The sequence below is a fragment of the Pseudomonas sp. NY15354 genome, assembly GCF_048068075.1.
In the GTDB taxonomy this organism is placed as follows: Bacteria; Pseudomonadota; Gammaproteobacteria; order Pseudomonadales; family Pseudomonadaceae; genus Aquipseudomonas; species Aquipseudomonas guariconensis_C.
In genome coordinates this window covers 34,438-48,774 of sequence record NZ_JBLUPV010000025.1, presented here as the reverse complement: position 1 = coordinate 48,774, position 14,337 = coordinate 34,438, and the positions used below count along the sequence as shown (strand labels likewise).

General features: G+C 55.1%; 11 protein-coding genes and 2 pseudogenes. All 13 read right to left on the bottom strand.

What is annotated here, in order from left to right; translation table 11 throughout:
• Positions 1-12 precede the first annotated feature (12 nt).
• Positions 13-543: pseudogene (locus ACNFCH_RS19965) on the bottom strand (ABC transporter ATP-binding protein); the annotation flags it as partial.
• Complete coding sequence (locus tag ACNFCH_RS19960; protein ID WP_416743434.1) at positions 533-1,318, bottom strand: ABC transporter permease; 786 nt, start codon at positions 1,316-1,318, stop codon at positions 533-535. The gene ACNFCH_RS19960 and the pseudogene ACNFCH_RS19965, both read right to left, overlap by 11 nt.
• A gap of 282 nt (positions 1,319-1,600) precedes the next feature.
• Entirely contained in the window at positions 1,601-2,521 is a 921-nt protein-coding gene (locus ACNFCH_RS19955) for a glycosyltransferase family 2 protein (RefSeq protein WP_416743432.1), read from the bottom strand.
• Between the two features lie 35 nt (positions 2,522-2,556).
• A complete protein-coding gene (gene rfbA, locus ACNFCH_RS19950) occupies positions 2,557-3,447 on the bottom strand; it encodes a glucose-1-phosphate thymidylyltransferase RfbA (protein ID WP_416743430.1) in 891 nt (296 codons plus the stop codon).
• On the bottom strand, positions 3,444-4,349 hold the full coding sequence (rfbD, locus tag ACNFCH_RS19945) for a dTDP-4-dehydrorhamnose reductase (RefSeq protein ID WP_416743428.1): 906 nt from the start codon (positions 4,347-4,349) through the stop codon (positions 3,444-3,446). Before rfbD ends, rfbA begins: the two co-directional genes overlap by 4 nt.
• Complete coding sequence (rfbB, locus tag ACNFCH_RS19940; RefSeq protein ID WP_416743426.1) at positions 4,346-5,422, bottom strand: dTDP-glucose 4,6-dehydratase; 1,077 nt, start codon at positions 5,420-5,422, stop codon at positions 4,346-4,348. Before rfbB ends, rfbD begins: the two co-directional genes overlap by 4 nt.
• Positions 5,423-5,660: 238 nt before the next feature.
• Entirely contained in the window at positions 5,661-7,673 is a 2,013-nt protein-coding gene (locus ACNFCH_RS19935; protein ID WP_416743424.1) for a polysaccharide biosynthesis protein, read from the bottom strand.
• Between the two features lie 74 nt (positions 7,674-7,747).
• Positions 7,748-8,776, bottom strand: coding sequence for an MraY family glycosyltransferase (locus ACNFCH_RS19930; protein WP_416743422.1), 1,029 nt, complete (start codon positions 8,774-8,776; stop codon positions 7,748-7,750).
• Between the two features lie 161 nt (positions 8,777-8,937).
• Entirely contained in the window at positions 8,938-9,882 is a 945-nt protein-coding gene (locus ACNFCH_RS19925) for an NAD-dependent epimerase/dehydratase family protein (protein ID WP_416743420.1), read from the bottom strand.
• A 272-nt stretch (positions 9,883-10,154) separates the two neighbouring features.
• Positions 10,155-11,584: pseudogene (locus ACNFCH_RS19920) on the bottom strand (MBL fold metallo-hydrolase).
• Positions 11,585-11,687: 103 nt separating this feature from the next.
• Complete coding sequence (locus ACNFCH_RS19915; protein WP_416743419.1) at positions 11,688-11,951, bottom strand: LapA family protein; 264 nt, start codon at positions 11,949-11,951, stop codon at positions 11,688-11,690.
• Between the two features lie 20 nt (positions 11,952-11,971).
• Positions 11,972-12,268 (bottom strand): integration host factor subunit beta, encoded by a 297-nt coding sequence (gene ihfB / locus ACNFCH_RS19910; protein WP_099592959.1) that lies wholly within the window; start codon positions 12,266-12,268, stop codon positions 11,972-11,974.
• A 340-nt stretch (positions 12,269-12,608) separates the two neighbouring features.
• A complete protein-coding gene (rpsA, locus tag ACNFCH_RS19905) occupies positions 12,609-14,288 on the bottom strand; it encodes a 30S ribosomal protein S1 (protein ID WP_043206589.1) in 1,680 nt (559 codons plus the stop codon).
• Positions 14,289-14,337: the final 49 nt, after the last annotated feature.

Here is a 14,337-nt window from a genome sequence, read left to right as displayed (position 1 = left end):
CAATGTTTCATCAATAATGATCAAGTCGGCATCGACATGCACGGCGCAAGCAAAGGCCAAACGCGACTGCATGCCAGAAGAATAAGTGCGCAACGGCTGGTCAAAGTACTCTCCAAGATCAGCGAATTCAATAATATCGTCTATCCTGCGATCAGTCGCCTCCCGGTTGATTCCCTGAATGCTACAGAAGAGATAAGCATTCTCCCGTCCGGTAAAACTCATATTGAAACCGGCAGTAAGCCCCAACAGCGTTGCGATCCGACCAAATCGACTGACTGTCCCCTCGGTTGGCTCAATCACATTGCCAAGTATCCCTAGCAACGTAGTTTTGCCTGCACCATTTCGACCAATAATTCCTACGGTCTCTCCGCCGCGCACCGACAGGCTAATGCCGTCCAGCACTTTCTTGCCGTTGACCGAGCGGGAAGTTCTTTTGAGCAACGCATCAAAAAATACTGTTGCTGGCTTGCGGGAGCTGGCATAACGCTTGCTCACATTCTCTGCGTCAAGCAGCAAGTGATCGCCGTTTACCTTAGACGACATCGGCCACGACCCCCTTGATTCTATTGAACATCCATACAGACACTGTGACCAACACTACCGCAGCTCCCAGCAAAGTAGCCAGCACCGTTAAGGAGGGCGTATGGCCAAACACCAACGCTTCTCTAAGGGGCTCTACGATGACAGTCAACGGATTTAACCACAGCAAAAAGCGATATGATTCCGGTGCAAGGCTGACGGGATAAGAAATCGGCGCGGCATAAAAAAGTACTCGCATCAACAGGCGAACCGCTTCTGAAATATCCCCAATGAATGGGCCAACGGTGGACAACAGCAGCGACATTGCGGCAATGATCACCAGCGAAAGCGCTAACAAAACAGACGCCCAAACCAGGTTCGGCAAGCTGATGACCGAAAACCACACGCACAACACCAACACCATAATGGCGTAGACGAGGCCATGTGTGTAAGCCCGCATCAAGTTGGCAAGCCAAAGCACCCACAGAGGAAAGGGCGACTTGGACACATAGGTGCGCTTGCTGAAGTACAGTACAGTTGATGAATTGACAACATCACTCAACAGCAAGTAAATAGATAGACCAATAAAGAAAGGCAGCACAAAGCCAATCGGCGCCCCCGTTCCAGGTTGCTGCCAACTAATCTTAAATATACCACCAAAAACGACTGTATAAACGGACAACAGACACAACGGGGTCAACAACATCCAAAATATGCCAAGCAGGGATCTTTTATATTTGGCTTGTAAATCCCGCCTCGCCAAATCCCATGCTAATCTGAAGCACTCTCTCAGCCCCATACATCCCCCAAAAACAACAGAACGGCTATTTACACTAGACTCAGGCGCGAGATTATAAAGGAAAGTATACTCAAAAAGCGATCCGGGCTGACACCCGGACCACCCGCACGCTCCCCCCCCCCAGAAAGACACCGGCTAGCGGCCTTGTAACGCCACTTTTTCGCTTAAATGCAGATCACCTCTGCAGTTTCCCATCAGCGACCGGAAAACACCTGGCCACACCCTGCCGCGTAATAATCCCCACCCAACCAGCCTAGCCTTTCCGGCTCACAGAAGTCCGCATCAAGTCGCACTACCGACCACAGCCATCAGAATGCACAACACCGCAAAAGCCAACTGGTCCCTCTGCCGCCTCCTGCACTGCCGCATCCGCAAGGCCAATTTTACAAAGGACATTCGCCCAGAAAGCCCTGGGCGCCGCGATACGGCACGCGAAGGGACGGTCGTTAGCTCACTTATAAGCTTGACTTGTGAAAACCACCAACCATCCACTACCTGCCTGAGGCGAGAGACGGCTGAACCGGCCCCCGCATTTACGCCGACCTGATTCTTCGCATGCTGGCGATAATCCATTCCCGGTACAGGATCGATAAACCATTTGAACCCGGCGCTGCGCGCAAACGCATAGCAAAACCAGTCGTGCAATGAGACGCCTTGCACTTCGCCCCAGCGCGCCACCACTGCATCCTTGAACGCAGTGGCCAATGATTGCGTCAACACATAGGTACAACCGGGCCCGGCCGCCTCGAACAAGTAATCCCACTTTACCAGCGGTTGCGCCTTGTCCACCAATAGGCGGCGCCCGTCAGGCCAAAAGGCCACGACATTACTTGAGTAGGCGTCAAGTCCATCCGCTCGTAGTCTGGCCACGGCCCGCTTTAGCTTATCGGGATACCAGATATCATCCTGATCGGAAAAAGAAACGTAATCGAACGTCGAGAAATTGACGTCCCGAACCAGACGAAAGAAATTACGAGCCGCCCCACCAAATGGCCCGGCAACCGGCAATAGCTGTACGCAGGGGTTGCCTACAGCGCGGGCGGAACACCATGCCTCGGTACCATCGGTGGACGGATCCACACTAATGTAGACACTGACATTGACATGGGTTTGCGCAAGGATAGAGTCCAACTGCTCCTCTATCCATGCCATGCCGTTGTAAGCTGCGAGCAACACTGCAACTCGCGGGACGTTCTCGCTCATGCGGCCAAGTACCTAACTTCTTCCACAGGCACGCATCAGAGCCCGTCAACTTCAAGCAGCTTTTGAAGATATTGGCCATAGCCGGTCTTTTTCAATTTCTCAGCCTGCGAGGCGACTTGTTCCTTGGTAATCCAACCATTGGCAAAGCCAATCTCTTCCAGACAGGCCACTTTCCACCCCTGGCGCTGTTCAATCGTGTGAACGAAGTGGCTGGCCTCAAGTAACGACTCATGAGTGCCAGTATCCAGCCAGGCAAAACCGCGCCCCAGCATTTGCACCGTCAGGGACTTACGCTCCAGATAAGTGCGGTTGACATCGGTGATCTCCAGTTCGCCGCGCGCGGAAGGCTTGATATTCTTGGCGATCTCGACTACGTCGTTATCGTAAAAATACAAACCTGTTACAGCATAGTTGGACTTCGGAACTGCAGGTTTTTCTTCGATGCTGAGTGCCAGGCCACTCTTGTCAAATTCAACGACACCGAAACGCTCAGGATCGTTGACGTGATAGCCAAACACCGTCGCGCCCTCTTTCTGCTCTGCGGCTTTGCGCAGATTATCGGAGAAGTGTTGCCCGTAGAAAATGTTGTCACCCAGAATCAGACAGCACGGGTCGTTACCGATAAACGCCTCACCGATGACGAACGCCTGCGCCAAGCCATCCGGGCTCGGCTGCTCCGCATAGGTGAGCTGGATGCCATACTGACTTCCATCGCCCAGTAGCTTGCGGAACGCCGGCAAATCATCGGGCGTCGAAATGATCAGGATTTCGCGCATTCCTGCCAGCATGAGCACCGATAGCGGATAAAAAATCATCGGCTTGTCATAGATAGGCAACATTTGCTTGGACATACCCAGGGTCAGTGGGTGCAAACGCGTGCCAGACCCGCCCGCCAGAATGATTCCTTTTCGATTGACTACGTTCATTTATTCAAGATTTCCATGAGCATTCGGGTCACACCAACTTTCCATTCCGGCAACTGCAGCGAGAAAGCGTCGCTCAGCTTTTCCGTATTCAAACGTGAGTTCAACGGGCGGCTTGTCGGCGTTGGGTATTCGGTAGTCATGATCGGATTGACCGCTTTCACATGCAGGCTCTCGCCGCTGCGGCGTGCAAAATCGATGACGTAAGTTGCGTATTCATACCACGACGTCTCACCCGCAGGCACCAGATGATAAATACCGCACAAGCGTGAATCGGCCAGGGTTTTTTGTAACGCATGTACAGCAATATCGGCCAACAGTTCAGCACTCGTCGGCACACCGACCTGATCGGCAATAACGCTCAACGTCTCCCGCTCCTTAGCGAGACGCAGCATGGTCTTGGCGAAGTTGTTGCCCCTGGCAGCGTATACCCAACTGGTGCGGAAAATCAGGTGTTTGCACCCCGAAGCAACGATCAGCTGTTCACCTTCCAGCTTAGTTTCACCGTAATAGTTAACCGGTGACACACTGTCGATTTCCCGCCAGGCGTTGCTGCCCGAACCGCTAAATACATAGTCCGTGGAGTAATGCACAAGCAGTGCATCCAGGCGCTTCGCCTCTTCGGCCATCACCTGACTGGCCAATGCATTGACCGTGCGGGCCTGCTCACGCTCCGACTCCGCCTTATCCACGGCGGTATAGGCAGCAGCATTCACGATCAAATCCGGCGCCACAACGCGGATGGTCTCACGCAACCCGTCAAGATCCGACAAGTCGCCGATGAGTTTGCCATAAGGCGTGGACACAGGTTGGCGACTCAGGGCAACAACCTTTCCGACCACCAACAAGGCACGCTGCAATTCCCAGCCAACCTGGCCGTCCTTCCCGAGCAATAGAATCTTCATTTGTTTTTAGCACGTGCCGTATAGTTGTTATCAATCCACTGCTGATAGCTGCCGCTCTTGACGTGGGCAACCCATTCCGCATTATCGAGGTACCATTGTACGGTCTTGCGAATACCTGACTCGAAGGTTTCTTTCGGCACCCAACCCAATTCGCGTTGAATCTTGCTGGCATCGATCGCATAACGCAGGTCATGGCCTGGACGATCGGAAACATAGGTGACCAGTTCAATGTGTGGACAGAACTTGGAGGCCGGGCGCAATTCATCTAGCAATGCGCATACGGTACGGACAACTTCAATATTTTGCTTCTCGTTGTGGCCGCCAATATTGTAGGTTTCGCCAAGTACGCCTTTCGTGACAACCTGGTACAACGCACGGGCATGATCTTCAACGAACAACCAGTCGCGAATCTGGTCACCCTTGCCATAAATCGGCAGCGGCTTGCCTTCCAGCGCGTTGAGAATTACTAACGGGATGAGTTTCTCAGGGAAGTGGAAGGGCCCGTAGTTGTTCGAGCAGTTGGTAACCAGTGTCGGCAGACCGTACGTACGCGCCCAGGCACGCACTAGATGGTCGGAGCTGGCCTTGCTCGCCGAATACGGAGAGCTTGGCTGGTAGGGCGTCGTTTCGGTGAAGAGATCTTCCGGCCCTTCTAGGTCACCATAAACCTCATCAGTCGAGATATGGTGAAAACGGAAAGCGGACTTGCGTGTCTCTTCGAGACCGGACCAGTAACCACGGGCAGCCTCGAGCAAGGCATAAGTACCCATGATGTTGGTCTGAATGAACTCCGACGGGCCACTGATCGAGCGATCCACGTGAGACTCGGCAGCCAAGTGCATCACTGCATCGGGTTGGTGCTCTCGAAACACGCGGTCCAGCTCTTCGCGATTGCAGATATCGACATGCTCAAAGGCATACCGAGGATCCTGATCGACTGATTGCAAAGACTCAAGGTTCCCTGCATACGTAAGCTTGTCGACGTTGACGACGGAGTCAGCGGTATGACCAATGATGTGTCGAATGACAGCTGAACCAATAAAGCCTGCACCGCCTGTTACTAAAATCTTCACGAGAAATTTCTACCTTGAGTGACTGACAGGCATCAAAAATGCTTAACCTATCCAAGGAAGCAACAGCGCAAATTATGACGGGTAGCCGTGACATTATTTGCGCCCTGCAAGCCAATCTAAACGATAAATCGATGGCAGATTTTACATTGGTATCTGCCACCTACGTAATCTATTTGCAGCACCGGCGCGACCGAGGGCGGCATCCGAACTGCGGATACCGGCAACCGTAAAATTCCACTCACGAATCAAGCCTGCGCTGCGAATGAATCCAGTCGACGATCTCACCGTCTGGCATGTAGCCACTAACCGTCTCGCGCAACAGCTGGCGAACGCGCCCATAGTCATCCTCGGCAATGGCACAGAGCAGCGCCGCAAGCATCTCTTTGAGCGCGTCCCATGAAAGGCAATCCTCGTGCGCGGACATGATCATGGGATGCTGGGTACTTCCTACATGGTCCCCGATCAGCAATTCTTCGTACAGCTTCTCGCCAGGACGCAAGCCCGTGAATTCGATAGCGATATCCCCCTGGGGATTGCTCTCGGATCGTACGCTCAAACCCGACAGGTGGATCATCTTTTCGGCAAGCTCGACAATTCGGATCGGCTCACCCATGTCCAGCACGAAGACCTCCCCACCACACCCCATCGATCCCGCCTGAATCACCAGTTGGGCCGCTTCGGGAATCGTCATGAAGTAGCGGGTGATCTTGGGATGGGTAACGGTCAACGGCCCACCAAGCTTGATCTGCTTGTGGAACAAAGGAACAACCGACCCCGATGACCCCAGTACATTGCCGAAACGAACCATAGTGAAGCGTGTCTTGTTGACCCTGGCAACCTTGCCGGAGTTTTCGAACAGCACGGGCGCCACCTCACGGCTCAATGCCTGCAGGATCATCTCCGAGAGCCTTTTACTACTTCCCATTACATTAGTCGGCCTTACCGCCTTGTCCGTGGAAATCAGCACAAAATTCGCAACGCCAGCCTGCAGTGCAGCCTGTGCTGCGTTCAACGTGCCAATCACATTGTTGAGCACGCCCTCGGCCATATTGTGCTCGACCATGGGCACATGCTTGTAGGCAGCTGCGTGGTAGACGGTATCAATATGCCAGACCTTCATGATGTCCAGCAGATGCGACTGATTTCGTACCGAGCCAAGAATGGGTAACAGGCGAATCGACAGCGATTCCCGAGCGATGCGCTGCTCAAGCTCGCTGAGAATACTGTACAAGTTGTATTCGCTATGATCAAAGAGCAGCAGCGTCCTGGGCGCCAGGCCGATGATCTGACGGCACAACTCCGAGCCGATCGAGCCTCCCGCCCCCGTCACCAGCACAGCCTTTTTCGTGATACAGCGCTCAAGCAACGCTTCCTGCGCCGGTACCGCATCTCGACCCAGCAAATCGGCGATGTCGACATCCTGGATGTCATCCACCTTTACTCGCCCACTCGCCAAGTCGGCAAACGCTGGCACACTACGTACATGCAACGGGAATGGCTCAAGAAACCCAAGAATCTCGCGCCTACGCCCCCGCGATGCCGACGGCAGCGCCAAGAGGATTTCCTGCACCCCAGTCTCATTGATCAACTGCTGTAGATGCTTGGGCTTGTATACCTGCAGACCGGAGATGACCCGACCTGAAAGATCGCCGTCATCATCGATGAAGGCCACCGGGCGCATCACTCGCCCCATGCGCAATGCTGCGAGCAGTTGATTACCCGCAGTACCTGCTCCATAAATGGCAACCTTGGTCAAGCCGTCATCCCTGCCGATGAATGGCATGGCGTGACTACCGTTGAACCAATCTCCCATGAAGTAATGGCGCATGATAAGCCGCAACCCGCCGATAATGACAAGGCTTAGCCACCAGTAGTTGAAGATTATCGACCGCGGCACAATGACTTGATGGTTGCTATACCAGAAGACGATCACGGAAAGGATCAAGGACGAGAGGCTGACCGCCTTGATGATCGCGATAAGCGCATCGTTACCGAAATAACGCATCACGGCGCGATACATGCCGAACCGCGTAAACAGCGGTATGGCTATCATGGGTGCACAGGCGAACAGCCAAGGGTGTGCCCTGAAGGGACCCGCAGGGTCTTCGACACCTAGCCGCACGAGGAACGACAGCCACAGGGCCAACCATATGAGCAGAACATCGGTCACGACCTGGATAAGCCGCTTCTGGCGCCTCGGTCGCCCCACCAGGAAAACTCGCACCTTGTCCAACAGGTTATCGCCGCTCATCGACTCCTCCCTGCACATGGCGCTGAATTAGCAAAAACTGACTCATTGAAACATCTTTCCATCCGTAGCGCCGCTTATCCTGTTCGAACATCTGCTTCTCGCGTTCCCGCGTGGAACCTGAACGCCAGTGCGACGAGCGGCAAATAAGCCAGCAATACGCCTGTTGCACCATCCAGGCCAAAACGGGCGACCGCCACAGCTATCGGCAACAACCAGCAAAGGTTTATCAGCAAGACGATTAACGTGACCGGCAGATGCCTGCCAAAATAACGCGAGGCATACTGGTAAGCATGGCTTCGATGAGCCTCGTAGACCTTGTCTCCGCGCAACAGTCGACGCAGCAAAGTAACCGTAGCATCGACAATGAAGACCCCCATCAGAATCAGCCAGCACCAGAAAAGCTCCCCGCCCAACGATGCAGACTGGAGTGACAGCCCCCCAAGCACCACACCCAGGAACCCACTGCCAGCATCACCCATGAAAATACGCGCCGGTGGGAAGTTCCAGCACAGGAAGCCGGCAGCGGACAGCGCGAGCAACAATGGCCCCCAGATATCTGACAGGTGGCCGGCCAGCCAATAGAGCAGGCACGCCCCAAGGCAGGCTGTGACCGCCTGCACACTGGCAATGCCATCAATACCGTCCATGAAGTTGTAGAGGTTCAGCATCCAGACGAGATACAAGAGCCCTACCCCCCACCCCAGGCCCCCCAACTCGACAGGCATGCCGAATATTGTCAATGGAGGCACACCTCCCAGCCAGTAGAGCGCCCAGGCGGCCGCCATGAAATGGCCAAGCAGACGCCAGCGCGCAGCGATGTGCCCATGATCATCCATGAAGCCGATAATGGCCACCAGAGAACCGGCGCCGCCCAGCGCCAGACAGGCACGCATGGAAAAATAGTCGCCTACCCCAAGAATCACCAAAGCCACCAAGAAAGTCAGGACAATCGCAACGCCACCGCCGCGCGGCGTAGGCGTAGTGTGCGAGCTACGCGCATTGGGAATATCCAGCAAGCGCTGCGACAAGGCATACCGACGCAGGGCAGCTGTCAGGACAAAGGAGAGGGCAAAAACAATAGGGATCAACCAAGCAAGACTCATTGTCGGTGAGTTTCCAGAGAATGTTGTGCAGTCAGTTTCAAGCCCTCTTCCAAGCTAATCAAGGGATGCCTACCTTGGCATGAAAGCCCTGGCCAGCCGTTAAACCTACCACATTCGCCTGCTCGTCACCTACTGGGCGACCGCCTTCCCAACCGGCGAGCTCATCCATCCCTGTACTTCCTCCCGGCTTCTTCGAGCGCCTGGCGAGTGCTTATACAGGGCTTCCACTGCAAAAGCTCGCGCGCCTTGCTCGAATCAACCTGAAGCGAGCCGAAAAGCTGGACATACATATTTTCCCTACCCGTCACAGCAGCCAGCCAACGAATGATGAATTTGGGAAATGGCAATAGCCAGCGTCGACACCCCATACCCAGCGCCAAGCGACGGACCATCTCCTCAGTTGAAACATCATCTCCGTCGCAGATCAAGAACACTTGATTCGCCGCATTCGGGCTTTTGATGCAAAGCCCGATAAACCCGATAAGGTTTTGCAATGAAACCAGACTGCGCCGATTGCGCATAGCGCCTAGCGGCAGGGGAATTGGATAGGAAACCAACTTCATCAAACGCGCAAAGTTACCAGGCGCATTCGCTGAAAAAATCATCGACGGGCGAATAATGACGACCTCCATTCCTCCCGATTCAGTCATTTCAAGCAACCCACATTCCGCCTCGTACTTGGACTGCGCATAGGGCGAATGAGGTGCGACCGGACTCAGCTCGGTGAACGCCCGCCCTCTCGTTTGCGCGCCATTTACCCCAATGCTGCTGATGAAAATAAAACGGCGCACACCAGCTAAAGCCGCTTGTCGCGCCAAATTCAGAGTACCTTGAGTATTGGTTTTCCTGAACTCGGCCAATGGATCTGCATCGCGATCATCCAGTATATGCGCACGCGCGGCCAGATGAATAACCACATCGATATCTGCCAGAGCCAGACGCCAATCAGTTGAAGCGCAGACATTATCGACATGAACGAACTCGGCAAGTGGCATTTCCACAGCACGCCTAAGCGCCATTCGCACTTGCAAATCATTATCAAATCGAAGCTGTTCGATCAACGCACGACCGACAAAGCCAGAAGCCCCCGTAACCAATACTCTCACGCTAGCGACTCACTCTCTTGGCAGAATATCTGTTTGCACTTTCGCATCCGCAGCACGTGCCTGAGATGGACTTACTCATCGCCCTACACACGATCAGCCTCAAACAAGTCGGCGCTACCCATATAGGGTTGCCAGCATTCAAGATTTAGGCACAAACGGAATTGAGAACCACTATCAAAGTTATGCGTCATCACCACCCATGATAACAAAGCTCGTCTCGCGACGCTGACCTTACATGCTTGCCTCTGCCACCTCAAACCTTTCGCCAGCACTCAGGCAATAGTCACAATCGTCCGACATCCCATATGCCTGAACCGTGACTGCAGAGCCCTGGCCAACACCCGCTTGGCATTCGGTTCTCCGTGCACAAGCAGCACCTCGTCTACCGCTTTACCCCGACCGATAGCAAAGTCCACCAACCCTTCCTGATCAGCATGTCCCAAATACCCTGCCAAGCTCATGACCTTGGCCCGCACTTCATACATCTGCCCATCCAGATCAATCTGCACAAAGCCCTCCGCGCCTTCGCTAGCCTGAATGACCGCTCCAGGCGTGCCCTTGGCCTGGTATCCGACAAACATCACCTCATGCCTTGGATCCCCAATCATGACCTTGAGGTAATTGACGATACGCCCCGCAGAGCACATGCCGTTGCCGGCGATCACGATAGCCGGGCGCCCGGTGCTTTTGAGGTAGTTGACGACTTGCTGGTGCTTGGCATGTGTATCGACGCACACCAACTGCTCGAAGCTCAAGGGGTTAGGCCCTTCCTGCAGGCGCTGACGAGATTCGGCATTCCAGAACTGATGCAAATCCTGGTAGGCACGGGTAATGCGCTGGGCCAGGGGTGAGTCGAGGATAATGGGAAGTTGCGACCAGTCCAGAGGATCATCGCCAGCCTTTTCAAGACGCGGAGTAAGCAAGGCTTTTCGGTACAAGATATCTTCAAGCTCGTAGAGCAACTCCTGGGTGCGCCCGAGGCTGAAGGCGGGGATCATGATCGTGCCGCGGTCGGCCAGGGCGCGATCGATGGCGGCTTCCAGTCGCTGTTGCCGTTCGCTGCGATCTGGATGCAAGCGATCACCATAAGTACTTTCGAGCACCAGCAGGTCTGCCCGCTCCGGCGGCCGCACGGGCTTGAGCAAAGGGTTGTGACCAGCGCCCAGATCGCCGGAAAAGACGACTCGGGTACTGTTCGGCATATCGGCTTGGCGACATCACACTCCACATAGGCCGAGCCGAGCAGATGGCCGGCCCTCTGCAGACGGATGCGGCACTGCAGCGTTTCGCCTTGCACCACTGGATACCATTGTTCGAAAGGCACCGGGGTTATCAGCTTCTCGAGAAACTCCAGATAGCGTTCCACCTGGGCTGGCTCGGCAGAGACGCCGAGTTTGTAGGCATCTTCCAGCACCAGGGGCAACAGGCGCGCAGAAGGCTCACTGCAAATGATCGGGCCACGAAAGCCGGCTGCAAGCAAGGCGGGGATGCGGCCGACATGGTCGAGGTGAACGTGGGTGATCATCAGCGCCCGGATGCCATCGATGGAAAATCCGAGCGTGGCGGATTCGCTCCTGGCATCGCCGCCCTGCTCCAGGCCGCAGTCGATCAATAGACTGGTCGCGCTGTCGAGGTGAAGTTGATGGCATGAACCGGTCACACCACGGGTAGCACCATGGTGCGAGAGCGTAGGGAATTGCATGCTGCTGAAACCTCCGAAGGGTTGAAATGAAGCGGCCTATTACTTCATTCATTCAGCAGCAGGAAAAAGGTGCAGGATTCGTCGGGCCCAGCAGGAAAAATCCTCAGTTGCCGGACAGGGCCGCCTGACGGGCAGAAGCGCGGATCTTGCGCTTGCTGCGCAGCACGCCATACGCACCGAGCAGCGGGCCGATAGCCAGGCCGACGACCAGTGCGGCGATCACCAGGACCGCCACGGGAACTGCCGGTGCAGTCCAGCCGAACAGGACCAAGGAAACGGCTTGCTGATTCTCCAGAACGAAGAACAGGACCACCGCTGCCAGCAGCAGCACGAAGAGGGCCGCCAAGGCACGCTTGAGGTTACGCATCAGACTGCTCCTTGAACCACTCAGGTGTGTTCGTGCTCTTCTTCATTGACCCGGTCACGCAACTCCTTACCAGGTTTGAAGTGCGGCACATACTTGCCTTCGAGGCTCACCGATTGGCCGGTCTTGGGGTTACGCCCTACCCGCGGTGAGCGGTAGTGCAAGGAAAAGCTGCCAAAACCACGGATCTCGATGCGATCACCGGTGGCCAGGCATTGTGACATCTGCTCAAGCATGGTCTTGATGGCCAATTCCACGTCCTTGGACGAGAGCAGCCCTTGATGGGTGACAATACGTTCGATCAGCTCCGACTTCGTCATATTTTTCCCTTCGTTATCAAGCAGCTAGATCATTGCTTAACCAGTTTGTAGCACGCTCCGACGGATTTGAACAGGGTGGATCTTGACTTAATAAAAAAATTCAAGATTGCGCGAGACTGTGAAGCGGGATGAGCAGAAGGAAATGGCCGAATAACCAGGCGAGGTGCGGTGAATTGATTCAGGGGTGCTTGATCGGAGTTGGGGGCTGCTTTGCAGCCCATTGCGGGCTTCGCCAGCGCCTACAGAAGTGGCACGCGACGCGAGGGCGGTATCTGCTTGTTTTCAGACAGGCACAAAAAAGGGCGACCGAAGTCGCCCCTTTTTACCGATCAAACAGAACTTAGTTCTGCTTGGCCATAGCTTCGCGCAGCAGCGCAGCCATGGTGGTGTCGGCAGCAGCTTCCGGAGCAGCGTTTTTCAGGCTCTGGATAGCTTCGCGCTCTTCAGCATCGTCCTTCGACTTGATGGACAGGCTGATAACGCGGGACTTGCGATCGACGCTGATGATCTTGGCTTCGATCTCTTCGCCTTCCTTCAGGACGTTACGCGCGTCTTCAACGCGGTCACGGCTGATTTCGGAAGCTTTCAGAGTAGCTTCGATGTCGTCGGCCAGGGTAACGATGGCACCTTTGGCGTCAACTTCCTTGACGATACCTTTGACGATTGCACCCTTGTCGTTCAGAGCAACGAAGTTAGAGAACGGATCGTCTTCCAGTTGCTTGATACCCAGGGAGATGCGCTCGCGCTCTGGATCAACCGACAGGATGACGGTTTCCAGCTCGTCGCCCTTCTTGAAGCGACGTACGGCTTCTTCGCCGGACTCGTTCCAGGAAATATCGGACAGGTGAACCAGACCGTCGATGCCGCCGTCCAGGCCAATGAAGATACCGAAGTCGGTGATCGACTTGATGGTACCGGTGATCTTGTCACCTTTGTTGAACTGGCTGGAGAAGTCTTCCCATGGGTTGGACTTGCACTGCTTGATGCCCAGGGAGATACGACGACGCTCTTCGTCGATGTCCAGAACCATGACTTCCACTTCGTCGCCAACCTGAACGACTTTCGACGGGTGGATGTTCTTGTTGGTCCAGTCCATTTCGGAAACGTGTACCAGACCTTCAACGCCTTCTTCCAGCTCAGCGAAGCAGCCGTAGTCGGTCAGGTTGGTAACGCGAGCCTGTACGCGAGTACCTTCTGGGTAGCGCGAGGTGATGGCAACCCACGGATCTTCGCCCATTTGCTTCAGACCCAGGGAAACGCGGTTGCGCTCACGGTCGAACTTCAGGACGCGAACGTCGACTTCGTCACCAACGTTGACGATTTCCGACGGGTGCTTGATGCGCTTCCAAGCCATGTCGGTGATGTGCAGCAGGCCGTCGATACCGCCCAGGTCCACGAAGGCGCCGTAGTCGGTGAGGTTCTTGACGATACCCTTGACCTGTTGGCCTTCCTGCAGGGTTTCCAGCAGGGCTTCGCGCTCGGCGCTGTTCTCGGCTTCCAGCACGCTGCGACGGGAAACGACAACGTTGTTGCGCTTCTGGTCCAGCTTGATGACCTTGAATTCCAGCTCTTTGCCTTCCAGGTGGGTGGTGTCGCGCACTGGGCGGACATCAACCAGGGAGCCCGGCAGGAACGCACGGATGCCGTTAACGTCGACAGTGAAGCCGCCCTTAACCTTACCGTTGATAACGCCCTTGACCACTTCTTCGGCGGCGAAAGCTGCTTCCAGAACAATCCAGCACTCGGCGCGCTTGGCTTTTTCACGGGACAGCTTGGTTTCGCCAAAGCCGTCTTCGACCGCGTCCAGCGCAACGTGAACTTCGTCACCGACCTTGATGGTCAGCTCGCCAGCTTCGTTGATGAACTGCTCGAGCGGGATGACGCCCTCGGACTTCAGACCAGCGTGAACGGTAACCCAGTCGCCGTCGATGTCGACAACGATACCGGTGATGATCGCGCCCGGCTGCAGATTGAGGGTTTTCAGGCTTTCTTCAAAGAGTTCTGCAAAGCTTTCGCTCATTTTAATTCCTGTAGATTCGGGCGAAACAGACGCCCATAGCCACATTCCA

Bases quoted from the DNA above. Each gene is read 5' to 3' on its own strand.
- ACNFCH_RS19960 (WP_416743434.1), bottom strand. From the start codon at position 1,318: ATGGGGCTGAGAGAGTGCTTCAGATTAGCATGGGATTTGGCGAGGCGG.
- ACNFCH_RS19955 (WP_416743432.1), bottom strand. From the start codon at position 2,521: ATGAGCGAGAACGTCCCGCGAGTTGCAGTGTTGCTCGCAGCTTACAAC.
- rfbA (WP_416743430.1), bottom strand. From the start codon at position 3,447: ATGAACGTAGTCAATCGAAAAGGAATCATTCTGGCGGGCGGGTCTGGC.
- rfbD (WP_416743428.1), bottom strand. From the start codon at position 4,349: ATGAAGATTCTATTGCTCGGGAAGGACGGCCAGGTTGGCTGGGAATTG.
- ACNFCH_RS19935 (WP_416743424.1), bottom strand. From the start codon at position 7,673: ATGAGCGGCGATAACCTGTTGGACAAGGTGCGAGTTTTCCTGGTGGGG.
- ACNFCH_RS19930 (WP_416743422.1), bottom strand. From the start codon at position 8,776: ATGAGTCTTGCTTGGTTGATCCCTATTGTTTTTGCCCTCTCCTTTGTC.
- ACNFCH_RS19915 (WP_416743419.1), bottom strand. From the start codon at position 11,951: ATGCGTAACCTCAAGCGTGCCTTGGCGGCCCTCTTCGTGCTGCTGCTG.
- ihfB (WP_099592959.1), bottom strand. From the start codon at position 12,268: ATGACGAAGTCGGAGCTGATCGAACGTATTGTCACCCATCAAGGGCTG.
- rpsA (WP_043206589.1), bottom strand. From the start codon at position 14,288: ATGAGCGAAAGCTTTGCAGAACTCTTTGAAGAAAGCCTGAAAACCCTC.